Consider the following 25,040-nt stretch of genomic DNA (forward strand, 5'->3'; position numbering starts at 1 on the left):
GTGCCGGCCTTCATGCCGGCGTTCGTGCGTGCCGGCTCTCCCGACCGTACGTCCGCACCCCTGCCCGAACGCGGCAGAGCCGCAGCGGTGCGCCCGGGGAGAGCCCATGGGATGACGTGAATGGAGCAGACGGCGGCCACCGGTCAGGCAGCGCGACGTCCGCCCGCGTGTCCGGATCTCAACGCGCACCCCGGGCCAGGGCCCGCACGGCGCGGCCGAACCAGTCGAGTGCCGGCGCCAGCGGGGTCGGGGCCGGCCAGCCGTTGATCACCGCGAGCAGCTGGAGGTAGCGCTCCCGGCGCGGCTCGTTCGCGGTGTCGGCACGGGCGAGAAGCAGCCGCCGGAGCTCTCCGTCGTCCGGGGCACGGAAGAGGCGCGCGCAGTCCGCCGTCACCGCCGCGACCACGGATGCCGCCTGCGGGGAAGCAGGATCGATGCCCGCGGCCAGGGCCGGTCCGGCGTGGTCCCGGATCACCGCTTCGGGATGGCGGCCGGGGACCGGGGACGCGGCTTCGGCACGGTCCGTCACATGTTGTCCGACGCTGCGCCGCATGAGGGCGCGGAATTCGGGGTCCTGGGACAGTTCGGCCAGTTCCACCCATGCCCCGGTCTGCTCCGGGCTTGGGTCGGCGGGCAGTTCGGGCGTCATCGACCGCAGGACGCCCGCGATGCCGGACGCCGGGTCCAGGCCGCCACGAACCGCGTCGAGGAAGTCGTCCGTCAGTCTCCGGCGCTCGTCCTCGGAGAGTCCGGCCAGTCGGTGCATGAGTTCCATCTCCTCAGGTGTGGAGCCGCGTCGTGCCACGGCTGTGAGCACCGCGCGCCGCAGGTGCAGCACCCGGATCTGTACCGCGAGCGCCTCGGCGTGCACGGCTGCGACCTCCGGCAACGGGGTCTCCCGTTCCACCACCTCGCGGATCGCGGACAGCCCGATGCCGAGCTCGCGCAGTGTCCGCACGAGACGCAGCGCGGCCACGTCCTCGGGTGCATAGCGGCGGTATCCGGCCGGGCTCCGGCCGGCCGGCGGCACGATCCCCCGGTCGGAGTAGGAGCGGATCGCCTTGACCGACAGCCCGGTCCGCCGGGCCAGCTCACCGATCGAGAGATGTGTGTCGTCGTTCATGGGCTCACCCTCTCGTCTCCCCCCGGGGGAGACTCAAGGGACGGGGCGCCGGCCGGGACGGCGTGCGAAATGCTCGGTACGGCTGCGCCCCGGCCCGACGGTGACACCGCCCTGACGGCCCACCGATCAACTACTCTTACGCGCAACACCGTTGATCAATCCAGACACCGGGACGGAGAGCCGTTCATGTCCACCCAGCTCATCGACGCGGTGCTCTGTGACATCGACGGTGTGGTCAGGCACTGGCCGGCGTCCGACATCATCGAAGAGGCCCACGGGCTTCCCCGTGGTGCACTCGCGGCTGCGGCGTTCGCACCCGCGCGGCTGTTCCCGGCCATCACGGGTGAGGTGACCGACGAGCAGTGGCGCTCCGCCGTCGCGGGGGATCTCACCGCGGTCTGCGGGTCGGCGGACCGGGCCGCGGCCGCGGTGGCGGACTGGTCGGCTCTCGTACCGCGCGTCGACCCTGACGTGGTCGCGCTCCTGACCGCGGTGCGCGAAGTGGCTGCGGTGGCGCTGGTCTCCAACGCCACCACGCGGCTGGAGTGGGACCTTGGCCGGCAAGGCCTGACCGGCCTGACCGGCACCGTCGTGAACACGGCCCGCATCGGCCTCGCCAAACCCGACCCGCGGGTCTACCACATCGCTGCCGACCGCGTCGGGGTCACGCCCGGCCGCTGCTTGTTCGTGGACGACACCGAGGCCAACGTGGAGGCGGCCAGGCGGGTGGGCATGACCGCGCTGCACTTCCGCCGGGCGGAGGATCTGCGTACCGCCCTCGCACCGCTGCTACCCGCCGCCGGTTCTCGGGCAGGGCGGCCCTGACGGTTTCGACGGCCGTGTGCGCCCATTGACCGGCAGCTCCCTGCCCGGAGTCACCCCGTTCGTGGACGCGGCGGTCCTCCGGCCGGTATGAGGCCGACCGGTAAGGTGGAGCTTTCGCGCCGCCGCACCGCCCGGCACGACGGAGCCCGGCGCTTTCCTCCCGGGGCCGGATGCCCGGAAGGTCCAAGGGCATCGGAGGCTTCGTGGCAATCGACATCAACGAACCGTTCGGTCAGAACTGGACGCACGCGGCGCAGTTCGGCATCGCGTTCGGGCTCTCCTGCGCGATCGGGATCGAACGCGAGATCCGCCAGAAAGCTGCCGGTCTGCGCACCTACACGATCGTCGGGCTCGGGGCCGCCCTCTTCACCCTGGTCAGCAAGTTCGGTTTCTCGGACGTACTGGTCACCGGACAGGTCGAGTTGGACCCCTCACGGGTGGCCGCGCAGATCGTCTCCGGCCTCGGGTTCATCGGCGGCGGCGTCATCTTCGTGCACCGCGGTTCGGTCAAGGGCCTTACCACTGCGGCGTCGATCTGGCTGACCGCTGCGGTCGGCTGCGCGGCCGGGGCGGGGCTGCCCGTCCTGGCCACGCTCGCCACCCTCGCCTACTTCCTGGTGTCCTACGGCGTCCGCCCGCTCGCCCACCGCCTCCCGGCGCTGCGCAACGCCTCCACCGGCTACCGGATCACGTACACCGAGGGCGTGGGCGCGCTGCGGGAACTGGTCAACCACTGCACGGAGGCGGGGTTCGCCATCTCCGAGCTGACCACGCTCGCCGCCGACGGTGAAGGGATGTTCCGGCGCCGCCGCCGGTCGGAGACCACCGCCCCGGCAGAGCGGACGGTCGAGGTCGCGCTCACCGTGCAGGGCCGGGGCGACCCCGATGCGTTGATGGCCCGGCTGGCGGGCACCACGGGGGTACTGGCATGCAGCCGGAGCGACCTCGCGGACGAGTGAGCGCGGCACCCCGACGAGTGGGCCGTGGGCATCTCCCGGCGGAGTGGACGAAGGACCGGTCGAGATGTCGCACGCCCGGGTGACCCGGAGTGCGGCGACGCTTCGGGTGTGGATAAGTGGCAGCGGGTCCCGCTGTCCGCGACGCATGGGGCCCCGTCGTACCGCGTTGTCGCCCACGCCACTCCATGGAGCCGCCGCATGCCCGAGACCACCGAGGAAACGGCCGCGGCGCAACCGGTCGTCGCGCCGCTGACCAGCGCGGCCCTGATCCTGGTCGCCACGATCGAGCCCGGCGGTGAGCCCGTCGTCCGCGAGACGCTGCCGGATCTGGCCGCGTTCGCCCGCTCCATCGGATTCCGCTTCCCCGGCTCCGGTCTGGTCTGTGTGACCGGATTCGGTTCCGATGCCTGGAGCCGGCTGTTCTCGGGTCCCCGGCCGGCCGCGCTCCATCCCTTCCAGGAGCTGCACGGGACCCGCCACCACGCGCCCGCCACCCCGGGCGATCTGCTGTTCCACATCCGGGCGGAGCGGATGGACGTCTGCTACGAGTGGGCCTCCCAGCTGCTCGACCGGCTCGGCGGTGCGGTGAAGATCGTCGACGAGACGCACGGCTTCCGCTACTTCGACCACCGGGATCTGCTGGGATTCGTCGACGGCACCGAGAACCCGGTGGGTGACGACGCGCGGTCCGCCGCGCTGGTCGGCTCCGAGGACCCGGATTTCGCGGGCGGCAGCTATGTCGTCGTGCAGAAGTACCTGCACGACCTGGCGTCGTGGAACGCGCTGAGCACGGAGGAGCAGGAGCGGGTGATCGGCCGGACGAAGCTCACCGATATCGAGATGGCCGACGACGTCAAGCCCGCCGACTCCCATGTCGCGCTGAACACCATCACGGACGCGGACGGCACGGAACACGACATCCTGCGCGCCAACATGCCGTTCGGCAGCTTCGGGCAGGGCGAGTTCGGTACGTACTTCATCGGATACGCCGCCGACCCCGGCGTCACCGAGCAGATGCTGCGCAACATGTTCCTCGGCAGCCCTCCCGGCACCCACGACCGCATTCTCGACTTCTCCACCGCGGTCACCGGCACGCTCTTCCACGCCCCCAGCGCCGACTTCCTCGACGCCCCGCCGCCGTCTCCCGCGTCCGAAGGGACCGGGGCACTGCCGGAGCCGGCGCCCACGCCGTCGGTGCGGGCCCCGCTTCCGCCCGGTGCCCGTGACGGTTCGCTGCACATCGGCAGCCTGCAAGAAAGCGCCCAGTGATGAACAATCTGCACCGCGCACTCGCCCCCGTCACACAAGCCGCCTGGGACCAGATCGAAGAAGAGGCCCGGCGCACCTTCAGCCGCCATCTGGCGGGCCGCCGTGTCGTGGACGTCTGCGGGCCCGAGGGCCCGCAGCTGGCGGCAGTCGGCGACGGCCACCTCCGCGAGATCGACCCGCCCACCCCCGACGTCGTCGCCCGTGCCCGCACCTCGGTGCCCGTCATCGAGTGGCGGGTGCCGTTCACGGTGGCCCGGGCCGCGGTGGACGACGTCGAGCGCGGCTCCGACGACAGTGACTGGCAGCCCGTCAAGGACGCCGCCAGGACCTGTGCGTTCGCGGAGGACATGGCGCTCATCGACGGGTACGCGGCGGCCGGGATCACCGGTCTGCGGGACGGTTCCTCGCACACCCCACTGCCGCTTCCGGCGGATGCCCGGGACTATCCGGCCACGGTCAGCCAGGCGCTGACCCAGCTGCGGCTGGCCGGTGTCGACGGACCCTACCGGCTGCTGCTGGGCGCGGACGCGTTCACGGAGGCGACCGAGACGTCCGACCACGGGTATCCGGTCTCCACGCATCTGGCCCGGCTGCTGGACGACCAGATCCTGTGGGCGCCGGCGGTGGCGGGCGGGGTGCTGCTGTCGACCCGGGGCGGCGACTTCGAACTGTGCCTGGGCGAGGACCTGGCCATCGGCTACCAGGACCACGACGCGACGACGGTGAGTCTGTACTTCCACCAGTCGTTCACCTTCCGGATGCTGACACCGGAGGCCGTGGTCCCGATCATCGCCTGACACCAGGACCTTCTGCCCAGAGGTGCGCGCCGATGTTGTCCTGCCCGACAGAGATCTGCGGGGTCCTCATCACCGACTCTCGCTCCATGAGCCTTCCCTCCACGTCCTGCGTCCGGTCCTCCTCCGCGCGTGTCGCGGCCGCGGTCCGGCACGCCGTAGCCACCGGCCTGCTCGGCGAGTCCTGCCCGGTCGCCGGATTCGTCGACACGGAAGGGGTGCGCGATGCGGTGGCGGCGCTCCACGAGGCGTTCGGCCAGGAGCCCGGAGCACCCGAGGTGCTGCACACCTTCGCCGCCAAGGCCGCGTCACTCGTTCCGGTGCTGCGGCTGCTCGCCGATAGCGGCATGGGCTGCGAGGTGACGAGCCCCGGTGAACTGCGGATCGCGCTCGACGCCGGCTTCGCGCCCTCGAAGATCGTCCTGGACTCCCCCGCCAAGACGCGCGAGGAGATCCGTCGCACCCTCGCGCTCGGCATGGCGCTCAACGCCGACAACCTCGACGAGGTGGACCGGATCGCGGCGCTCCGGCCGTCCACTTCTGTGTCCGCCATCGGGCTCCGGGTCAATCCGCAGGCCTGCGCCGGCTCCATCGGGAGGATGAGCACGGCCACCACCACCTCCAGGTTCGGCGTGGCGCTGCACGACCCCGGCGCGCGCGAGCGGATCGTCAAGGCCTTCGCCGCGCACCCGTGGCTGACCCTGCTGCACGCCCATGCCGGTTCACAGGGCTGCCCGCTGGAACTGATCGCGGACGGCATCGCGCAGACGTACTACCTGGCCGAGGAGATCAACGCGCGGCTCGGCACCCGGCAGATCACCGGTCTCTACATCGGCGGTGGTCTGCCGGTCGACTCCGCCGACGACTCGGTACGGCCCGCTTTCGCCGCGTACGTGGCGGCGCTGCGTGCGGCGGTCCCCGGGCTCTTCGACGGCAGATACGCGCTGGTCACCGAGTTCGGCCGGTCGCTGCTGGCCAAGAACGGTTTCGTCGGCGCGCTGGTCGAGTACACGAAGGACACCGGCGGCCGGCGTATCGCGCTCACCCACGCAGGTGCCCGGACCGCGACCCGGACCGCCTTCGTGCCGGACGCCTGGCCGCTGCGGGTCGGCGCGTTCGATGCCGAGGGGCGCCCCAAGGACGGACCCTCTCTCGTCCAGGACATCGCGGGGCCCTGCTGCTGCGCGGGGGACGTGGTCGCCATCGGCCGGGAACTGCCGGAGCTCAAGGCGGGCGACTACGTGGTGCTGTACGACACCGGCGCGTACTGCTTCTCCACCCCGTGGTCCTGCAACAGCCTGCCCCGGCCCGCGGTGTACGGGTTCCGGACGGCAGAGGTGTATGGGCAGGACGGTCCGGCGGTTGTCTTCGCTCCGGTGCGTGACACGCAGTCGCTGGAGTCGATCTCGGCGGAGAGCGGGCTGGCACACGCCGACGCCCTGCTGGGCCTGCATCCCTGACGCGCACCCCAGCACAGACCCTGGCCCGCGTGGCTTCCGTGGCTCTCGCGCCGGCCCTGTGCTGCCCTGTCGAAGCTGTCCTGTCGAAATTTAGTAGCCATGGATATAGTATCCATGTACTGTTTTTGCCGTGAGCAACGTATCTGCCGTGAGCAGCACGCCCGAGGGCCCGACCCCCGGTTTCCTGGTCTGGCGTCTGTCGATGAAATGGCGGGTTGCCATCGACCGGTCGCTGGCGCCGCTGGGGCTGACACATGCGCAGTACTCGCTGCTGGCATCCCTGCTGGGGATGCGGCAGTTGGGGTTGCGGCCGAGCCAGCGAGGGCTCGCGGACCACACCGGGCTCGAACCCCTCTACGTGTCGAAGCTGGCCCGCGGACTGGAGACCGCCGGACTGGTCGAGCGCGCCGCCGACCCCTCGGACACCAGGGCCGTCCAGCTGTCGCTGACGGACGAGGGGCGCGCGGTGACGGGCCGGGCGGTCGAGGTGGTGCACCGGCTCCTGGACGGGATGCTCGTGCCGCTGGGCGGCCTGGACGGCCCGGACACCGAGGCGTTCACCCGGATGCTGACGGCGCTGCTCGACGTGCAGCCCCCCGCAGTCACCGGCCCTTTCCACGAGGAGTAACCATGTCCCCCGCACCGACCGTCAACGGCCAGGTCATCGGCCAGGCCCACTACGCCACGCGCGCCGTCCTGGAACGGCTGCTGGCAGGCTCCGGCACCACCTTCCACCAGTGTGTGGCCCTCAACGCCATCGCGGACAGCGACGGAACCATCGAACGCCGACGGCTGGCCGACCGGATGACCGCGACGCTGAAGATCGCGGGCCCGGCCGCGGAGTCGACGCTGTCCGAGCTGGTCGGCGCCGGTCTGCTGGCGGAGCTGCCCGGCAGCGAACCGCAGCTGACGCTGACGGCCGCGGGCAGGGAACTGCACCGTACGACCAGTGCCGGAACGGCCGGGATCACCGCCCGGCTGTACGCGGATCTGCCGGCCGAGGACCTGGCCACCGCGGGCCGGGTGCTCACCGTGGTCACCGCCCGGGCCAACGCCGTGCTGGCCGAGGGCTGAGGCGGAACCGTTGCCGGTCACCCGACCGGCAACGGCCGGTGCGGGAAGAACGGCTGCCGGTCAGCCGACGGGAGAAGGCTCCGGCTCCGGCGGCGGCACCGGATCGGGGTCCGGCGCGGGCGGCTGCGGGATCGGATCGGGTGACGGGCCGGGCGGGGCGGGGGTGGGCGGATTCGGCCCCGGCCCCGGCGGCACGGGTGTCGGCTCCGGCAACGGCTGCGGCGGCCCCGGAATCGGCCCCGGGGTGGGCGCGGGCGGAACGGGGTCGGGGAACGGATGGGTCATCTCGGGCCTCCGAACGGTCGGGGTGGATCTCCTCCACCGTCTCCCGGAGCGGCTGCCCGCGCCCGGCGAGTCCATACGTACGGGCTACGGATGATCCGCAAGGACGAGCTACCGGTGATCCGCCCGGCCCGGTGAACCGGCCATGGCCACCGCAGCCGCGGCGTCCAGCCCCGGACGCGGGCTGGACAGGACCGGGATCCGGGTGACCGTACGGGTGGCGGCATCGGCCATGGAGGCCTGGGCCAGCACGATCACCTCGGAATCGGTCACCGCGTCGGCCGCGGCCGCCACCAGATCCAGATAGCCGTCACGGTCGCCGGCCTCGAAACACTCCCAGGCCCCGTCGACCAGGACAGTACATACCCGGGCCGCGCGCCTGCCCGCCCTGTCCGCCTCCTCGGCGAGCAGCGCAAGGGTCGGGGCCAGGGTGGCGGCGACTGCCGCGATCACGGTCACCCGCTCCACGCGGGCGGCGGCGGCCGCCATCGGGCGGTCGACCCGCAGCACCGGGACACCGAGCCCCGCTCCGGCCGACTCGGCCACGCCGCCGATCGTCGAACAGGTGCAGAGCACGGCGGTGGCGCCCTCGTCGACGGCGGCGGCGAGCAGTGCTTCGACGTCGCCGGTCACCGCCTCCGGCCCGGTCGCCCCGGCCCGGTCGAGCAGTCCCTCGTCCACGAAGTGGCGCAGGGCGAGATCCGGATGGCCGGCGTCGCGCAGGGCGTCGAAGACCGGGACGTGGACCGGGGAGGTGTGCAGCAGCGCGAGAGTCACGGCGAAACGCTACCGGCCCCGCCGCCGTCGACACCAGAAGTCAGTACAGCTCGGGACGGGCCTTGAGCTGCTCCTTGGCCCGCTCCACCAGCTCGTCCGGGGCTTGCGGAGCCTCGTCCGGGTGGCGCGACGCCCACTTCGCGGCGTACGGGCAGAGCGCGACGACGGGCACGCCCTCGCGCCCCGCCATGGCATAGAACTCCCGGACCAGGGAGCCCGCGATGCCCTTGCCCTCGTGCCCCGGCTCAACGACCGTGTGCACGGCGACGAGCGCGGCGGGCGCGCCGTCCATGACGAAGTACACGATGACTCCGGCGGCCGTACCGTCCTCGTACGCGAGCAGCTTGCCCGCTGCCCGGTCGTCACGGATGTCGGGCCCGGTCTGTCCGGCCTGCTCTGCCATGGCGGGTGCTCCCTCGGTGGACCGGGCCGCTTCAGCGCGCGGCGGGTACGGCGTGCGGACTGCGTGCGGTGTCGGTCCCCGGCACGGGCTCGGAGGCGTCGCCGCCCAGCGAGACGATCCGGTTTCCCGCGTCGACATGGACGACACGTGGCACGAGGGCGCGCGCCTCGGCGTCGTCGACCTGCGCGTAGCTGATCAGGATGACCAGGTCTCCGGGGTGCACGAGGTGGGCGGCCGCGCCGTTGATCCCGATGACACCTGAGCCGCGTTCGCCCTCGATGACGTACGTCTCCAGCCGGGCGCCGTTGTCGATGTCCACGATGTGCACGAGCTCACCGGGCAGCAGATCCGCGGCCTCCATCAGCTCTGCGTCGATGGTCACGGAACCGACGTAGTGCAGGTCCGCCTGGGTCACAGTGGCTCGGTGGATCTTGGATTTGAACATCGTACGCATCATCGGGGTACTCCTACGCTCGTGCTCCCTGCCTGCTTTATTGCAGGTCAAGTGCGGTTTCTCAAGCCTATAACGAGTCGCGGGTGCGGGCAGCGTTCTCCAGGTTTCAGGACTCACGCCGACCACAGCCGTCAGGCGGGCTGTGCGGCGGGCGCCGGGCCAGGAGCCTTGTGGGCCCTGCCGGTCTCGTGGAGGGTCAGCAGGCCGGTGACCGCGATCAGTGCCGACGTCAGGCCATGGATGCCGAACGCGGCGGCGAGGGGTCCGTGGTGGGCCAGGACGTTGATCATGTCGCCGAACGGGGCGACGGCCTCCATCAGCAGGACCCAGCCCAGGGCGCGGCGGTGTCCCGTCACCAGCAGGATGCCGATGACCAGGCCCATCGCGAATTCACGGGTGCCCTTCATGATGAGGAAGCCGTCGCCGTTGCCGGCCGGCCAGGTCGGCAGGCCAACACCTTGGGTGGACGCCTCCGGGGCCAGGATGAACGACAGCCCGAGGTAGAGGACGAACAAGGCGCAGGCGGCAGCCAGGACGGTGTTGACGTTCTTCAGTGACATGGTGCTTCTCCTTTGATGTTCGGACTGGTGATGTTCGGACCGGGGCGGGAAGGGGCCAGCCGCGGGCGCAGCCGGGGCGGCCGATGAGGTGTACCGCCACCAATGGCGAAGCCGTGGTCCGCTGGTGCACCGTCGGCCTCACGCCCCGGCGTCGCCCGGGGTGAGGATTTCCATGAGATGTCCGTCGGGGTCGCGGAAGTAGGTGCCCCTGCGGTTTTCGGTCCGCTTGCTGTGATAGATCTGCCCGCTCTCTTGGCATGCGGGATCGCCGTAGTGGGTGATTCCAGCGCGCCGGATGCGGGCGAGGGCGGCGTCGAACTCCTGCTCGCCGACCGTGAACGCGTAATGGTGTGCCTCGAAGTCGTCCAGCCGGTCGTAGTCCAGGCTGACCTGGTTGGCCAGCCTGACCGGCGTGAAGTGCGCCACCGGCGGATCTGCACTCAGGCCGAGGATTTCGGCCAGGAACTGTGCCGAGGCTTGCGGGTCACGGGCGGGGACGATGGTGTGATTCAGCTCCACGGCCATAGGGACTCCCTGTCAGAACGGCGCTACGCGTGGTGGGCCGGTCGGCGGGCCTGCCGACCCGGCATGATGCGAATGCATAGCTGACGGGGGAAGGCCGGGCTCCTCCGGCTGCCGCCCTCCCCCCGGGCTGCAGCCGACGTGTCATGCATCGATCTGCTCGAAGATGTGCGGGTACGACACGATGTCGCCGGGGAACTCGGCCGCCATGCGCTGGAACTCCGGGCTGCCGAGCGCTGCGCCGAGCGCCGCGGTCGACTCCCAGACCGCGACGTTCATCAGGAGCTGACTGCTTCCCGTTCCCTTGTGCATCTGCAGGGAGACGAATCCCGGCTGAGCCCTCATGAACTCGGCCTGCCTCCCAAAGAGGACCAGGAACGCCTCGGCGCTCTCCTTCGGAACGAAGAAGGTGTTGGCCAGGACGATGGGTCCGGTCTTCTCCTTCAACTGCGCGAACATCGGGGTGTTCGCGTCCAGACTCTGCAGCTTGGCCATCTTCGGTACTTCCTCTCACTGTCGGTTGTCCCACCGCACCGCGGCCGGCTGTCGCCGTACTGGACCCGGTGACGCTCACGACCGCCCGGCGCCTTTGGCGCACAGCAGATCTGACGGATCAATGGGCATCGCCGGCGCCCGCAGCCGCACCAACGCTTGTTGGTCAACGAATGTTGGCCAACTCGTGTTGGCAAACATAGAGTCACGACTCTGGACTGTCAACACGCGTTGGCCTATGTTTGTTGGCATGACCGGCACCACGGAGAACCAGCAGGCCGCACGGCGTTCCGACGCCACCCGCGCCACGATCCTCGCCGCGGCCCGCGAGCGGTTCGCGGCGGACGGCTACGAGAAGGCCACCATCCGGGCGATCGCGCACGACGCGAAAATCGACCCGTCGATGGTGATGCGCTATTACGGCAACAAGGCGGGCCTGTTCGCGGCGGCCGTCGCGATCGACCCCGGACTGCCGAGCCTGTCCCTCGAACCACGCGAGGAGATCGGCCGTACGCTGGTCCGCCACTTCCTCACGCTGTGGGAGGAGAACGGGGAACTGACCGCGCTGATGCGGGTCGGCGCCACCGACCCGGCCGCCGCCGACCGCATGCAGAGCGTGCTGCGCGACCAGTTGATCCCGCTGGCCCGCCGGCTGGGCCACGAGCCGGAGCAGGCGCAGGCGCGGGCGGCACTGTGCGTATCGACCGTGCTGGGGCTCGCACTGACGCGCTACGTGCTGCGGTTCCCGGCGAGCATGGCGCTCGGCATCGAGGAGATCGTGGACTGGCTCGGACCCACGATCCAGCGGTATCTCACCGCACCCACGCCCTGAACGAAGCACAGACCTCTGCACGAAGGCGCGCGCCGGATCATCGTGACGCACGGCGGCTCACTGACATTCGTCGTGGCAGCCTTGATCAGGATGCCGATCGGGTCGGCCGGTTACGCCGGCTTCCGGGCGCCCCTCCGACAGCATCACCACGCTGCGCGAAGACGACTTCTTACCATCGCCAAGCCGTCGGCCTCGGTGACACCCGTCATCTCGGCTCCGTCAGAGGGCTGATGCCGTTCCCGCGGCGCCGTTCCCACGACGGACGAGAAAGTGCGTTGGCCGGCCGCCGCCAAGCTGCAACGATGCAGCTGTTTCCCAAGTGGAGGAGGCCAGGCCCTTGTTCGTCTGTGCGCGGTGCGGTGCCGAGTTGACCATCCCCCTGTCCCAAGTCGCCCTCCCGGCCCATGCGCGCCAGACGTACGGGAACGGGGCCCAGCTTCCGGTGCTCATGGAGTCGGGCACGTTTGCCGTGGACCCGGATCCCTGGGGAGGGCCGTGGCGCAAGTGGGACGAACTCGATCCGGGCGAGGCGGAGGCGCGCGGCATCTACGCACCGGTCCACGCCCTGTCCGACAGCACGCCCGGGGCGATCATCATCGCACCCGGCGATATCCGGCGGACCCGGCTGATGCCCGAGAAGCGCGGTGGTGCCTGCTGTGGCCTCGACGGGGCGGACGGGCCCAACATGGCCTGCGAAGCGTGCGACCTGCCGGTGGCGACCAGGATCGACGACTGCTCACTCTGGCAGGCTGTGCGGCTCAGCCCGAACTCCGTGCGCCGCGTACTCGTTGACGGTGCCGAAGCCGTGCCGCTCTCCTGGGCGAAGCTGGCAGAGAACGGGGAGAGCATGCCCCCGTTCGAGCCGATTGCCACGTGGGGAGGACGTTTCGGGTCGAGCCACTACTGGTCGTGGAGCCCACGATGGGAGGCGGCAGCCGGCCGGGCGCTCGCCCACCTGCTGGCGGCTTCCGACGGGCAGGCGGTGAAGGTCCCGGGCGGTCTGGCCGAGGAGGTGTTCCAACGCGCGCTCGACGCCCTGCTGCCCGCAGGCCCGCCCACGCGGACCGCCGTCCTGGCCGGACCGGGTCGGCCGGCCCCCGAGGCGGGCGACGGCATCCTCCTCGTACCGGTCCATCCCCAGACAGGTCGGACCTGGACCCCTGTCAGCCGCCCGGCCGCATCGCCGTACCTGGTACCCCTGCCGCTCGGGGTGTGGCTGTGGCTCGTCTCTCCCCAGCCGTACTTGCCGCTCCCCATGTCGGGCCGCGTGCCCCGGGACGTCCTCCGCGACTACCCGCTTCCGCCGCGCCCCAGCTCCCCGTTCCGGGCTGACCGGGGAACGTTCCGGCACGCCTTGGTCCGGATGCCGGCCGTTCGCCGCCCGTGGATGCGGACGATCCTCGATGTCCTCACCCAGAACAGGGCGGTTGACCTCTTCTAGGAGCCGGTCCGGCCGCTCGTCGCACAGGACGAGCGGCCATGGGTTCGGACGCCGCATCGAGAGACCGGGGCGTCCTCGGCAAGGCCACGCATGGCCCGCCGCCGCACCGCACCCCGGACACCGACCCCCGACCAGCAGCGTGAACAGCACTGCGGGCAGCTACTCCTGGCGGCGGGGTGCACTGTCGGCCCGAACCAGGGCCCGCGCCAGGTCGGCGGTCGCGGGAAGGGTATCGAGCGAGAGAGGCTGTGTTGCGACCGCGCCCTCGTGCAGCACGAGGAGCTGGGTGGCGAGAGTGGGCGGGTTCGAGCACCCCGCCGCGGCGGCGAGTTCCTGGAACAGGTCCAGCAGCCAGAGCTTCTGGTTCGCGGCGATGCGGTACGCGGGATGCGAGGGGTCCGGGAGCTCGGCGAGCGCGTTGATGAAGGCGCATCCGCGGCTGTTGGTCCCGCTCCAGGTCCGCAGCGCCTCGAAGGGTGCGATGACGGCCTCGGCGGGAGTGCCGCAGGCGTCGACGGCGGCCCTGACAAGGGACCGCCAGCGCTGGTCGCGGCCGGCGAGATAGGTCGCCACGAGGTGGTCCTTCGAACCGAACCGGTTGTACAGGGTCCGCTTGGTCACCCCTGAGTGCTCAGCGATCAGATCCACTCCGACCGCTGTGATCCCGCGGTTGTAGAACAACTCCTCCGCCGCCGCCACGATGCGGCGGCCGGCCGGCGTCATGGGCCGCGCTTCCTGCATGTGCGAATCCCTTCACTGATCGGTGTACGGTGGAAAACGTTCACAGATCAGTATACCTACGAGGAGGTTCCAGCGATGAGTGCATCCCAGAGCATGCGCGCGGTGCGCATCACAGGGCACGGAGGACCGGAGGTCCTTGAACTGACAGAGGTCGCCGTCCCTGCAGCACAGGCAGGAGAGGTGCTGGTCCGGGTCAGCGCGGTGGCCCTGAACAACACCGACCTGTGGACCCGGGAAGGCGCCTACGGCCGTCCGGGAGACCCGAAGGCGAAGTCGGGCTGGCGCGGTCCGATCGACTTCCCGCGCATCCAGGGCGCCGACGTGGCCGGCCGGGTCGTGGCCGTCGGGGCCGGAGTGGACGGGAGCCTCGTCGGATGCCGAGTGGTCGTCGACCCCGCGATCTACGACACGGAGGGCCCGGACGCCAACCCGGTGGGCCTGATGGGGAGCGAACGCGACGGCGGCTACGCCGAGTACGTGACGGCGCCGGTGGAGCGTGTCCATGACGTGACGGAATCCCCGCTCACGGACGACCAGCTCGCGACGTTGCCGACCGCCTACGGCACGGCGCTGGGCATGATCGAACGGGGCCGGCTGGCGAAGGGAGAAACCGCCCTGGTCTCGGGAGCGTCCGGCGGCGTCGGCGTCGCACTGGTGCAGATCGCCCGTGCCCGCGGCGCGAGGGTGCTCGCCATCAGCAGCGAACCCAAGATCGAGGCAGTGCGCGAAGCAGGCGCACACGCGGTCATCGACCGTGCCGGAGACGTCGCCGGGCAGATCCGCGCTGCCGCCCCGGAGGGCATCGACGTCGCACTCGACGTCGTGGCCGGAGAGCTGGTGGGTGAGGGGCTGCCGCTGCTGCGCGAAGGAGGCCGGTGGGTCATCGCCGGCGCACTCGGCGGATACGACGTGACCTTCGATGTGCGCCGTCTCTACCTGCACAACGCCCAGGTCATCGGGTCCGCGATGCACACGCCCACGCACTTCGGACTCCTCATGGACCTGGCTCGCCGGGGCGAGGTCCACCCCGTCATCGCCGCGGCCTTCCCACTCAACCGGGCCGCGCAGGCGCAGGAAGCACTCTCCCGCAGGGAGCATGTGGGAAAGATCGTCATGCGTCCCTGAGCCTTCGACCCGATGGATCGCAGACGAGGGATCACGGACGATGGACCAGGCGTGGCGCACTCGCGCCGGACGCGACCTCGCTGTGCAGGCAGCCGAGTGAACAGCCGAGGCGTCCGCACGGCGGGGAAAGCGGCCGGGCTCCGGTCCCGCCGGCCGGTCCCACGGCGGGAATGTCCCCCGCCGTCCGGCCCGGCCGCGTCAGCCCGACTTCGGCGGCTTCTGCGCGTCGAACGCGAAGAGCGTGTTCTTGTCCGCCGCCACGATCAGCGCCCGCCCCGCGACGGTCACGCGGGGGCTTGCACCCTCCTCGCCCGTCAAACCGTCGGCCTGCGGATCTGTCGTCCACAGGAGTCTGCCGCCCTGCGGCGACAGCGCGACCACCCGGCCGGTGGCCGAGCTGAAGTACAGTGCGCCGGCCCCCGCCACAGGACCCGACGCACCCTCCACAGCCGTCTGCCGTGACCACTTCTTCCGGCCGGTCGCGGGGTCCAGCGCGGTGACGAGACCGGTCTGCCCGCTCACGTAGAGGGTGCCGTTCGCCATGCCGGGCGTCCCCGCGTAGGTCTTGGCCAGGCGGGAGTACGTGACGTTGAGCGACGCGGGATCGACCCGCGCCACCCCGTCGTAGCCGGTCAGCGCCGGTCCCTCCCTGTGCTCCTGCACGAGCACGAGCTTGCCGTCGGCGACGCCCATCGGCACGGCGGGGCCGTTGACCGCGATCCGCCTGCCCAGCGTCCCCGAGGCGCGGTCGAGCGTACGCAGGGTGGGGTGGCGCACCTCGGTGGCATCGACCTCCGCAACCCTCGCGCACATCGCGAAGAGCTGCGGGCCCACGGGGACGGGGGCGCACTGGGCACCCGCGGGGAACGGCGTCGTCCAGGCGATCTTGCCGCTGTGCGCGTCCCGGGCCTCGAAGCGGGAGTTGGAGGCGTCGATCGTCACGACGACGGAGCCGACCACCACGGCGTCCCGCGAACGGCCGGTGACGGCCTGCGACTGCGCACCGGACGGCACGGACCAGAGCTCACGGCCGCTGTCCGCGTCGATGGCCACCACCTCACTGGCAGGGCCTTGCGGGGCGTCCTCGTCGGCGAAGCGGTAACCGAGCACCGTGTCGTCGGTGGCGCCCACCAGGTGCACGCCCTGAACGGGGACTCCCGGGCTCTTCGCCGTCCACGCCCGCGAGCCGTCGGAGACCCTGATACGGGTCGCGACGACCCCGCCGCCGCCGCAGAACAACGCGTCACCGCGCGCAACGCAGCGCAGCTCGTCCGGAATGTCCTTGCGGCCGCCCAGCACGGTCTTGCGCCACGGGCCGAAGCCGTCCGGAAGCGCGGCGCCCGGCGCCGCGACGCTGTTGCCCTTGGCTCCTTCGCTCTCCGTCCCGAAGCCGTCGGCCGTCACTGCGGCGACCCCGCCACCGATCGCTGCCACCGCGACCGCGGCCGCGAGCGCGGGCCGCCATCGGCTGCGCAGACGCCGGCCGATGGATGTGCTCTCCGTACCGGGACCGGCCGGAGCACCGCTCGGAGTAGCCGGCGTCATGCGGTGATGGTGGGTCTTCACGTCGCGCGTGCGGCTCCCGCCGGCCCCGTCCGTGTCGGTCCCGCCGAGGTCGGCCGGCAGGTCCCGCAGCCGTACGAGGAGCTCGTCCGCCGACGGGCGCCCCTCCGGGTCCTTGTCCAGGCAGGACTCGACGACCGTGCGCAGGGCCGGGGGGACAGCGCTCAGCGACGGCTCGTCGTGCACCACCTGATACGCCGTCACATACGGGCTGTCCGCGTCGAAGGGCCCCTGCCCCGTCGCCGCGTACACCAGCAGCGTCCCCAGCGAGAACACATCGGACCGCGGCCCCACGCCGCGCGGCGCCTGCAGCTGTTCCGGCGACATGAAGGGCGGCGTACCGATGACCCGCCCCGTCATCGTCAGCGTCTGCTGGTCCACGGCGCGCGAGATGCCGAAGTCGATGACGCGCGGGCCCTCGGGCGAGAGCACGACGTTCGAGGGCTTCAGGTCACGGTGGATGACCCCCACCCGGTGGATGTCGCGCAGCGCCTCCGTGAGCCCGATGGCGAGCTTCCGCAGCTCCGCTCCGTTCAGCGGGCCCTTCTTGTCGATGTGCTGGGCGAGCGTGTGCCCCTCGATGTAGGACGTCGCCATCCACGGCTGCTCGGCCTCCGGGGCGGCGTCGACCACGGCGGCGGTGAACGCCCCGCTCACCCGCCGCGCGGCAGCCACCTCCTGGCGGAAGCGGGTGCGGAACTCGTCGTCCCCCGCGAACTGCTGGTGGATCAGCTTGATCGCGACGGCCCGCCCCGAGCTCGTACGGGCCAGGAAGACCGTGCCCATGCCGCCCGAGCCGAGCCGCGCCTCCAGCCGATAGCCGCCGATCTCGGCCGGGTCGCCTGCGCGCAGCATCACTCTTCCCGATCTCCCGTCCCCCGTGCACCTCTGCCACCACGGGCCTGTGTATCTGTCCTGCCCACAAACTAGCCGTAGGGAGGTACGACCGGGTAAAGCGGGTGACCGAACAACAGAGGGTTACTGCCGTGTTCAGCCGCCCCGGGTCGGGCCGTCGAGGATCTGTTCGGTCCAGATGGTCTTGCCGCGTGTCCCGTAGCGACAGCCCCAGCGAGTGGTGAGCTGGGCGATCAGGAACAGGCCACGCCCGCCCTCGTCCGTGCTTTGGGCCCTGCGCAGGTGGGGCTGGGTGTTGCTGGGGTCGGAGACCTCGCAGACCAGCACCCGGTCGCGGATCAACCGCAGAGAGACCGGTCCGCCCGCATAGCGGACGGCGTTGGTGATCAGTTCGCTGACGATCAGTTCAGTGGCGAACATCTGCTCGTCGAGACCCCAGTCCGCCAGCTGGACGAGGATGTCGGCGCGGGCTTTGCTCACGGCCGCAGGATCGGCCGGGTACTCCCACGTCGCCGTGTTCTCCTCGGTCACGGTCCGGGTCCGGGCGAGCAGCAGCGTGACGTCGTCGTCCGGGTACTCCGGCGTGGGATGGCCCGCCAGCAGTTCGGCGCCGATCTCGTCCGGTGACCGGCCCGCCCCGGCCAGCCTGCCGAGCGCTTCCAGCAGAGCGGCCTCGCCACCGCCGGAGTCCTTGCCGCGCCGGACCAGGCCATCGGTGTAGAGGGCGAGGACGCTGCCGACCGGCAGCGTCGTGGTGAACACCTCGAAGGGGTTGTCTCCGACTCCCAGGGGCGGCCCGGGGACCACGGGAAGGAATTCGACCCGGCCGTCGGGCAGGGCGACGGCCGGCGGCGGGTGCCCGGCGCTCGCCATCTGGCACACGCCCGAGACGGGGTCGTAGACGGCGAACAGGCAGGAGGCGCCGACCGTGTCGGACTCCTGGGCCTCACCCACCATGCGCTGCACCAGATCGTCGAGGCGGGCCAGGAGCTCGTCGGGCGGAAGGTCGAGGTCGGCGAGCGTCTGGACCGCGGTACGGAGCCGGGCCATGGTGGCGGTGGCGCGGAGTCCGTGGCCGATGACATCACCGACGACCAGCGCCGTTCTCAGGGAGGACAGCCCGAACGCGTCGAACCAGTCCCCGCCGACGCTCACGCTGCCGCTCGCCGGCACATACACACCCGCTGTCTCGGCAGCAGTACTCTCCGTCGTCGACGGCGGCAGGAGACTCTGCTGCAGGACGATGGCCGTGTGGTGCTCGCGGGTGAACCGGTACGCGTTGTCGATGGCCAGGGCCGTCCGGCGGCAGAGGTCCTGCATGAGTTCGATGTCGGCGTCGTCGAACGGCGCGGGGTCCCGGGTCCGGTACACGGAGGCGTATCCGAAGAAGCGTCCCCGGAAGTAGAGCGGACAGCCGAGTGAGTGGTGCATGCCCTCGGGCATGTGGCGTCTGATCCGCTCCGGGTCGTGGCCGAGGAGCTCCCGGGCCAGTGTGGCGTCCACGACGACGACTTCCCCGACGGTCCTGGCCGCGATCGGGGGGCTCTCCGGAACTTTCGGCACGGGCTCCCCCACCTGGACCAGCGCGGCGGGCCACACGCGGCCGTGCGCCCGGACGGCCGCCCGGCGCGGGGCCGAGGCCTCCTGCCCGGGGTAGCCCAGCGGCGGATCGCGGCCCTCGAGCACATCGTCGGGGAAGTCGACGCTGGCGAGGTCGCCCAGTGCCGGCACCAGCACGGCCACCAGGTCGCGGGCGCTGTGCACCAGGTCGAGGGAGCCGCCGATCCCGAGCCCGCTCCGATAGGCGGTCGACAGGCGCTGCTGGGCACGGTGACGTCCGGTGACCTCGATCGCGGCCATGGCGGCCCCCAGGGGCACTCCGGCCGGGTCGGTGACGCGGATACAGGTGAGCGAGAGCATCCGGTCGGCCCCTGGCTCGCCGAACGGGTACTCGGCGGCGACGACGGGCACGCCCGTCTCCACCACACGGGCCATGAACTCCCGGACGGTCCCGTGGATGCCGGCACCCGGAAGCTCGACCAGCCAGTCGTCGCCCGCACCGGCGGGGCACAGCAGACCGCAGGCGGCATTGGAGCGGACGACCCGCAGACCCACATCGCACTCGATGACGGCGATGTCGTCCTGGGCCAGCACGGCACGGGCGAGGACGGAGTCCTGGTCCCATCCCTCGGGCGCGCCCGCCGGCGCGGCCACCACGAGCGTGGTGCCCGGAGTGCCCGAACCCATGAGCCGGACATCGGCCTCGATCAGCGTCCCCGAGCTGTGCCGGAGCATCGTCCGGTGCGCCTCCCCCGGCGCGGTACGGGATCGGCCGGGCGCGAGGAGGCGACGTGCGGGGCTTCCGGTCACCTGGTCGCCGGTCCAGCCGAGCAGCTCCGAAGCCGCACAGGACCACCAGCAGATCCGGGCCCGGTCGTCGAGAAGGGCCGCCGCGGCGCGATTCAGCCCGGAGCCCGATTCCTGGTGGTCACGGCCGGGAGGTGCCATCGGTCGTCTCCATGGCGGGAGGGAACTGCGTGCGGGGCGCACTTCTCCAGCCAGCATGCGCTCCCCCGGCGCCTCGGGCACGCCGGGCGGCCGCGCGGGCCGGATCAGGTGCGCAGCGCCAGGTACGGCGCCATCGCCAGCAGGGAGAGGACCAGGGCGTACTTGAGGCGCCGGGCGGGAAGCCGGTGGGCGATGCGCCAGCCGATCAGGACCCCGGCCAGTTCCGGCACTCCCACCAGGGCGGCCAGCGGCCAGTTCACGTCGCCGTGGATCACGTACGCCACCGTGCCCACGCTCGCGATCACGATGGACTGGGCCTGCGCCGCGGCGAGCGACGCGAGCACCGGCAGCCCGCACACGACGAGGAGGGGCACGCTCAGCATCGGGCCGCCGAGCCCGAACAGACCCGCCACGAGTGATACGACGACACCGACCACGGCCGTGCGGCCCATCGGGATGCCGGGGGCCAGGAGGTCGTCGGGCAGGTCCGTGGCGCGCCGGTCGCGCACCCAGACCAGCACCCCGGTGACGGTGACCGCGACGGCGAGCAGCAGCCCGAAGCCCCGCCCTTCGACCAGGCTGTTGCACAGCACGCCCAACGGGGTGCCGACCAGCGCGGCCACGGCGAGCACGCCGGCGCAGCGGCGGGTGGCCCCGACCTTCAGCTGGCCCGAGTGCGTGTAGGCCGTCGTGCCCAGGATGCCGGTGGCGATGTGCGTGACGATGGCGGTGCCGGCGACTCCGGACGGTGACAGGCCGGTGAGGACGAACAGGCCGATCGTCGGCAGCACCCCGCCGGGTCCGATGGCAGTGATCCCGATTCCGCCGAGCAGGCCGGTGAGCGCCAGGAGAACGAGATGAACCGCGTCCAGGTGCATCGTCATGGCGTCAGCTCCTCGGCAGTACGGCGCGCAGCGCGAACCGGTCGGCCCGGACCCGCAGGGACTCCACGTCGACCGGTCGTCCGTCGGGCAGCCGGGTGAGCCGGTCGATCGCGAACAGTGCGGCACCGTACGCCACGTCGAGTACGCGGGCGGTGTCCGGTTCGGCCGTGACCGCGTGCACGGTGACCTCGGCGCTGCCCAGAGCAGCCCCGGTCACCTCCTCGATCAGCGCGAACAGGTCGCGTCCCGCCAGGTCGCGGTGGAGCAGCGGGTGTCCGATGTCGGGGGCCAGCCACGTCGAGTCCAGGGACAGCGGTCCGCCGTCGAGCCAGCGCAGCCGCTCGATGTACACGGCCTCGGACCGCTCGGGGATGTCGAGCCGCCGGGTGATCGCCGGGGGCGCGTGCGGGACGACGCGTGCCTCGCGCACCTCGTTGGAGACCGTGCCGTACGGGGTGAGCTCCTCGGCAAGGCCCGCCAGGCGGTCGAGGCCGTGCCGGTAGGTGTGTGCCGTGACGAGGGTGCCGATTCCGCGCCTCCGGGTGACGAGGTTCTCGTCGCGCAGCAGATTCAGCGCTTCCCGGACGACGTTGCGCGACGTGTCGAGCGACCGGCCCAGCGCCTGCTCGTCGGGGAGCCTGCCGTTCGCGAACTCACCGGCGACGATGCGCTGCCGCAGTGCGTCAGCAGCACGCCGTGCCTGTGCTGCCCGGCCCGTGGTCATGTCCCGCCTCCGTCATGTCTCAAGAGCTGCAGACCGTACCCGCCTTCATGTTTCGCCGGTGTTACGCCACCCCCTGCGACCTGGGGAAACGTCTGACCTGTGGGTCTTCTCCCGAGGCGGGGCCCAACGCCGGGCCCCGGCGCCTCCCGCCCGACGGCCGGTACCCGGCCGGGAGCGTTCCCGCCACGCGCGGCCGCCGCCGCTCGCCGACTCGTTGGGGTGGCTCCCGGCATGTCGCCGCACTCCTGGGCACCGCCGATAAAAGGATCAGAACGTGAGGCGGTTCGCCATGGACAGCGGACCGGTCGACAATGCCGGGCGAGGAACCGAGGAACGGAAAGATGGCGCAGAAGGACACCATGTCGGCTCCTACCGTGCTCGACGACGCCGTCGGCACCAGCGGTCCGGATCTCCTGGCGGATCCCGGTGTTCCCGGGCGCCCCGTCACACCGGTCAGCCATTTCGCGTTTGACGAATATGCCGAGTCCTGGGGCACCGGCTTCGAACTCGGCATGCTGAAGCTGCTCGGACTGGCCTGACCGCCGACCGTCCTCGTGCGCCGGGCGGAGCAGGCGCACGTGTGTACCGCGGTTCATCGCGCACCTTTTCGACGGGTCGAGGTTCGCGGACGAGCGCCGGCGGATCCGCGACGCGCGGCGCGGCGGCTCGTCGTGTCACCGAGCCGTCCGGCTCCAGTCGGCGCGAACGGCGGTCCGCGGCGCGTGGCCTCGCCGGGGCGATGACCCGTTCCGCCCAGGCACGCCACACAGCCGGGCACCCGGTCGAGTCGGTGCGCACCATGCGCCCGGCCGGGCCGAGTTGCGGCCGCGACGCTGTCACCACGTGGAGAGATCGTACGGATTTCCTGCGCAGGGGTAGGCCCCCGCCACCCTCTTGCTATACCTTCCGTCTAACAGCTTGCTAGACGTGACGTCTAACAAGCGGGAGCGGCGCTCGGCGGCCCGCTGTCTCATCGGGTGGGTACGGAATGAGGCACCGGCCCGGCGGCGTCAGGTCGATCTCTCTTGATTCAAGGAGCCGCAGCATGGCAAGCAGCACTGTTCGGCCGGAGGACCAGGACCGGCTCGCCGAGCAGGACGTCGCCCGACGTCTGCTCGACTCGGCCGCGAAGCTCTCGTACGACCCGGCCACCGAGGTGGACTGGAACACCCCGCTGAACACGGACCACCACGGTGCGAGCCCCGAGTGGAGCACGCTCTACGGGACCGCGTACTGGCAGGAGTTGACTGAGAGTCAGCGCAAGGCACTGACCCGCCAGGAGGCCGCATCCGTCGCCAGCACGGGCATCTGGTTCGAGATGATCCTGCAGCAGATGGTGCTGCGCGACATGTACGCGAAGGATCCGACCGACCCGCGGTTCCAATGGGCGCTCACCGAGGTCGCGGACGAGTGCCGGCACTCGATCATGTTCGCCCGCGGCGCCGCGAAGCTCGGCGCCCCGGCCTACCGCCCGCGCCGCCCGGTGGTCGAACTGGGCAGGGCCTTCAAGACACTTGCCTTCGGCGAGGCCGCGTACGCCGCGATCCTCGTCGCCGAGGAGGTGCTCGACGTCATGCAGCGCGACTGGATGCGGGACGAGCGGGTCGCGCCGTTCGTCCGAACCATCAACAACATCCATGTGGTGGAGGAGTCCCGGCACATGAAGTTCGCCCGTGACGAGACCCGCAGGCGCCTGCGGGACGCCGGTCCGGTGCGCCGCCATATCAACTCGCTCGTGGTCGCCATCGCCTCGTACTACATCGTCACCAGCATGGTGAACCGGGATGTCTACGCCAACGCCGGACTGGACAGCGAGCGGGCCCGGACCGAGGCCAAGGTCAACGAGCACCACAAGTCCCTGATGCGGTCCAGCTGTTCGGGTCTGATGGAGTTCCTCTCCTCGGCCCGGCTCCTGACCAAACCGGCCCTGTTCTTCTACAAGCGCGCCTCCCTGATCTGACCCGAGCCCGACCGACCCGAGCAGACGAGATGACCTACGCCATCACCCAGACCTGCTGCAGCGATGCCACCTGCGTCGCTGTGTGCCCCGTCAACTGCATTCACCCGACACCCGACGAACGGTCCTTCGGCAGCACGGAGATGCTCTACGTCGACCCGGCGACCTGCATCGACTGCGGCGCTTGTGCCGATGCCTGCCCGGTCGACGCGGTCTTCCCGGTGGACAGCCTCTTCGGGGCGCAGAAGGAGTACGCCGCGATCAACGCCGCCTACTTCGAGGACCGGGAGCCGGAGCCTGCCGCCGGGCCGAACTTCCACGCCTGGGGCGAGCCGTCGTTCCCACGCAGCCTGCCGTCCGACTTCGCACCGATCCGGGTGGCGGTCGTCGGGACGGGACCTGCCGGGATGTACGCCGCCGAGGACCTGCTGCTGCACACCAACGCCGAGGTCGCACTGATCGACCGGCTGCCGGTGGCCGGCGGCCTCGTCCGGTACGGCGTCGCGCCCGACCACCCCGCGACGAGGAAGGCCGGCGAGACGTTCGCCCGCTTCCACTCGCATCCCCGGGTGCGGATGCATCTGGGTGTCGAGGTGGGACGGGACGTCACCGTCCAGGAGCTCGCCGCCCACCATGACGCGGTGATCTACGCGGTCGGCGCCTCCACCGACCGGCGCCTCGGCATCCCGGGCGAGGACCTGCCGGCCAGCATCTCGGCCACCTCGTTCGTGTCCTGGTACAACGCCCACCCCGAAGTCCCGCCCGAGGCGGTCGATCTCACGGCGGACCGGGTGGTCGTCGTCGGCAACGGCAATGTCGCTCTCGACGTCGCACGCATCCTCGTCGCGGATCCGGCAGCCCTGGCGGAGACGGACATTGCCGATCATGCCCTGGCCGCCCTGCGGGAATCGAAGGTGCGCGAGGTCGTGCTGCTGGGAAGGCGCGGTCCCGAGCATGCTGCCTGCACCGACTCCGAACTGCTCGCCCTGAAACACCTGGCGGGCGTGGACCTGGTCGTCGACGACCACGACCCGAGAACCGGTGCGGCGATCGAGGGTGCGGCTCCGGGCGAGAAGGCCGCACTGCTGCGGGGCGTGCCCCGGGAGACGGTCGACTGGTCGCGCCCTCCCGCCGCGGGTCGGCGCATCGTCTTCCGCTTCCACTCGGCGCCGGTGGAAATGCTCGGCGGGGACCGCGTCGAAGCCGTGCGGGTGACGGCGGCCGAGGGCGAGCAGGAGATACCGGCGGGCCTGTTCCTGCGGGCGATCGGCTACCGCGGCCTGCCGGTGCCGGGACTGCCGTTCGACGAGACGACCGGCACCGTTCCGCACACCGGCGGCCGGGTGGCGGACATGCCGGGGACGTATGTCGTCGGCTGGATCAAGCGCGGTCCGTCGGGCGGCATCGGAGCCAACC

At 71.3% G+C, this 25,040-nt stretch carries 25 protein-coding genes; 13 read left to right on the forward strand and 12 right to left on the reverse strand.

Translation table 11 applies throughout. The annotated features are described in order from the left end of the window. Positions 1–178: 178 nt before the first annotated feature. Positions 179–1,123, reverse strand: a complete 945-nt coding sequence (locus ACFVW8_RS29545; protein ID WP_389695288.1) for a MerR family transcriptional regulator — start codon at positions 1,121–1,123, stop codon at positions 179–181. Positions 1,124–1,309: 186 nt separating this feature from the next. Here ACFVW8_RS29545 and ACFVW8_RS29550 point away from each other — a divergent pair, with 186 nt between their 5' ends. From ACFVW8_RS29550 to ACFVW8_RS29580, 7 genes are all read left to right on the forward strand, one after another. After that, complete coding sequence (locus ACFVW8_RS29550) at positions 1,310–1,948, forward strand: HAD-IA family hydrolase (protein WP_389695290.1); 639 nt, start codon at positions 1,310–1,312, stop codon at positions 1,946–1,948. A 203-nt stretch (positions 1,949–2,151) separates the two neighbouring features. Next, positions 2,152–2,907, forward strand: a complete 756-nt coding sequence (locus ACFVW8_RS29555; RefSeq protein ID WP_389695292.1) for an MgtC/SapB family protein — start codon at positions 2,152–2,154, stop codon at positions 2,905–2,907. Between the two features lie 198 nt (positions 2,908–3,105). Then, entirely contained in the window at positions 3,106–4,176 is a 1,071-nt protein-coding gene (locus ACFVW8_RS29560; protein WP_389695294.1) for a Dyp-type peroxidase, read from the forward strand. After that, positions 4,176–4,973: a family 1 encapsulin nanocompartment shell protein gene (locus ACFVW8_RS29565; RefSeq protein ID WP_389695296.1), complete on the forward strand. Its 798-nt coding sequence runs from the start codon at positions 4,176–4,178 to the stop codon at positions 4,971–4,973. The genes ACFVW8_RS29560 and ACFVW8_RS29565 overlap by 1 nt, the downstream gene beginning before the upstream one ends. Before the next feature lie 86 nt (positions 4,974–5,059). Then, a complete protein-coding gene (locus ACFVW8_RS29570) occupies positions 5,060–6,430 on the forward strand; it encodes a diaminopimelate decarboxylase (RefSeq protein ID WP_389695298.1) in 1,371 nt (456 codons plus the stop codon). A 148-nt stretch (positions 6,431–6,578) separates the two neighbouring features. After that, complete coding sequence (locus tag ACFVW8_RS29575; RefSeq protein ID WP_389695336.1) at positions 6,579–7,058, forward strand: MarR family winged helix-turn-helix transcriptional regulator; 480 nt, start codon at positions 6,579–6,581, stop codon at positions 7,056–7,058. 2 nt (positions 7,059–7,060) lie between these two features. Continuing rightward, a complete protein-coding gene (locus ACFVW8_RS29580; protein WP_389695300.1) occupies positions 7,061–7,504 on the forward strand; it encodes a hypothetical protein in 444 nt (147 codons plus the stop codon). Between the two features lie 393 nt (positions 7,505–7,897). On the opposite strand, the gene ACFVW8_RS29585 is transcribed toward ACFVW8_RS29580, so the two are convergent. The 6 genes from ACFVW8_RS29585 to ACFVW8_RS29610 all read right to left on the reverse strand — a co-directional run bounded on the left by ACFVW8_RS29585 (position 7,898) and on the right by ACFVW8_RS29610 (position 10,997). After that, complete coding sequence (locus tag ACFVW8_RS29585) at positions 7,898–8,563, reverse strand: arylsulfatase (protein ID WP_389695302.1); 666 nt, start codon at positions 8,561–8,563, stop codon at positions 7,898–7,900. A gap of 40 nt (positions 8,564–8,603) precedes the next feature. Beyond that, positions 8,604–8,966 (reverse strand): GNAT family N-acetyltransferase, encoded by a 363-nt coding sequence (locus tag ACFVW8_RS29590; protein WP_389695304.1) that lies wholly within the window; start codon positions 8,964–8,966, stop codon positions 8,604–8,606. 31 nt (positions 8,967–8,997) lie between these two features. Beyond that, positions 8,998–9,423: an aspartate 1-decarboxylase gene (gene panD, locus ACFVW8_RS29595; RefSeq protein ID WP_389695306.1), complete on the reverse strand. Its 426-nt coding sequence runs from the start codon at positions 9,421–9,423 to the stop codon at positions 8,998–9,000. 128 nt (positions 9,424–9,551) lie between these two features. Then, positions 9,552–9,980 (reverse strand): DUF4267 domain-containing protein, encoded by a 429-nt coding sequence (locus ACFVW8_RS29600; RefSeq protein ID WP_389695308.1) that lies wholly within the window; start codon positions 9,978–9,980, stop codon positions 9,552–9,554. A 138-nt stretch (positions 9,981–10,118) separates the two neighbouring features. Further along, positions 10,119–10,505, reverse strand: a complete 387-nt coding sequence (locus ACFVW8_RS29605; RefSeq protein ID WP_389695310.1) for a VOC family protein — start codon at positions 10,503–10,505, stop codon at positions 10,119–10,121. Positions 10,506–10,646: 141 nt separating this feature from the next. Further along, positions 10,647–10,997, reverse strand: coding sequence for an antibiotic biosynthesis monooxygenase family protein (locus ACFVW8_RS29610; protein ID WP_389695312.1), 351 nt, complete (start codon positions 10,995–10,997; stop codon positions 10,647–10,649). A gap of 247 nt (positions 10,998–11,244) precedes the next feature. Here ACFVW8_RS29610 and ACFVW8_RS29615 point away from each other — a divergent pair, with 247 nt between their 5' ends. Then, positions 11,245–11,826, forward strand: a complete 582-nt coding sequence (locus ACFVW8_RS29615) for a TetR family transcriptional regulator (protein ID WP_389695314.1) — start codon at positions 11,245–11,247, stop codon at positions 11,824–11,826. A 367-nt stretch (positions 11,827–12,193) separates the two neighbouring features. Next, a complete protein-coding gene (locus ACFVW8_RS29620) occupies positions 12,194–13,267 on the forward strand; it encodes a hypothetical protein (RefSeq protein ID WP_389695316.1) in 1,074 nt (357 codons plus the stop codon). A 159-nt stretch (positions 13,268–13,426) separates the two neighbouring features. On the opposite strand, the gene ACFVW8_RS29625 is transcribed toward ACFVW8_RS29620, so the two are convergent. Then, positions 13,427–14,008 (reverse strand): TetR/AcrR family transcriptional regulator, encoded by a 582-nt coding sequence (locus ACFVW8_RS29625; RefSeq protein ID WP_389695318.1) that lies wholly within the window; start codon positions 14,006–14,008, stop codon positions 13,427–13,429. A 75-nt stretch (positions 14,009–14,083) separates the two neighbouring features. Between ACFVW8_RS29625 and ACFVW8_RS29630 the strand changes: the two genes are divergently transcribed. Continuing rightward, the gene (locus ACFVW8_RS29630) at positions 14,084–15,133 is read left to right on the forward strand and encodes a zinc-binding dehydrogenase (RefSeq protein WP_389695320.1); all 1,050 of its coding nucleotides are present in this window, start codon (positions 14,084–14,086) and stop codon (positions 15,131–15,133) included. Between the two features lie 198 nt (positions 15,134–15,331). Here ACFVW8_RS29630 and ACFVW8_RS29635 read toward each other — a convergent pair whose 3' ends face one another. From ACFVW8_RS29635 to ACFVW8_RS29650, 4 genes are all read right to left on the reverse strand, one after another. Then, positions 15,332–17,551 carry a protein kinase gene (locus ACFVW8_RS29635; protein ID WP_389695322.1) on the reverse strand — a complete coding sequence of 740 codons (2,220 nt, stop codon included), beginning with the start codon at positions 17,549–17,551 and terminating at the stop codon, positions 15,332–15,334. A 135-nt stretch (positions 17,552–17,686) separates the two neighbouring features. Next, entirely contained in the window at positions 17,687–20,059 is a 2,373-nt protein-coding gene (locus tag ACFVW8_RS29640; RefSeq protein ID WP_389695324.1) for a SpoIIE family protein phosphatase, read from the reverse strand. 104 nt (positions 20,060–20,163) lie between these two features. Then, on the reverse strand, positions 20,164–20,943 hold the full coding sequence (locus ACFVW8_RS29645; RefSeq protein ID WP_389695326.1) for a sulfite exporter TauE/SafE family protein: 780 nt from the start codon (positions 20,941–20,943) through the stop codon (positions 20,164–20,166). 4 nt (positions 20,944–20,947) lie between these two features. After that, complete coding sequence (locus ACFVW8_RS29650) at positions 20,948–21,667, reverse strand: GntR family transcriptional regulator (RefSeq protein WP_389695328.1); 720 nt, start codon at positions 21,665–21,667, stop codon at positions 20,948–20,950. 341 nt (positions 21,668–22,008) lie between these two features. On the opposite strand from ACFVW8_RS29650, the gene ACFVW8_RS29655 reads away from it, so the two are divergent. The 3 genes from ACFVW8_RS29655 to ACFVW8_RS29665 form a co-directional block, all read left to right on the forward strand. Further along, entirely contained in the window at positions 22,009–22,206 is a 198-nt protein-coding gene (locus tag ACFVW8_RS29655) for a hypothetical protein (protein WP_389695330.1), read from the forward strand. A 506-nt stretch (positions 22,207–22,712) separates the two neighbouring features. Continuing rightward, positions 22,713–23,627, forward strand: coding sequence for a diiron oxygenase (locus tag ACFVW8_RS29660; RefSeq protein WP_389695332.1), 915 nt, complete (start codon positions 22,713–22,715; stop codon positions 23,625–23,627). 29 nt (positions 23,628–23,656) lie between these two features. Continuing rightward, positions 23,657–25,040: FAD-dependent oxidoreductase (locus ACFVW8_RS29665; protein ID WP_389695334.1), on the forward strand; the 1,384-nt coding region annotated here is incomplete at its 3' end.

It is taken from the genome of Streptomyces sp. NPDC058221, assembly GCF_042882365.1.
Classification (GTDB): Bacteria; Actinomycetota; Actinomycetes; order Streptomycetales; family Streptomycetaceae; genus Streptomyces.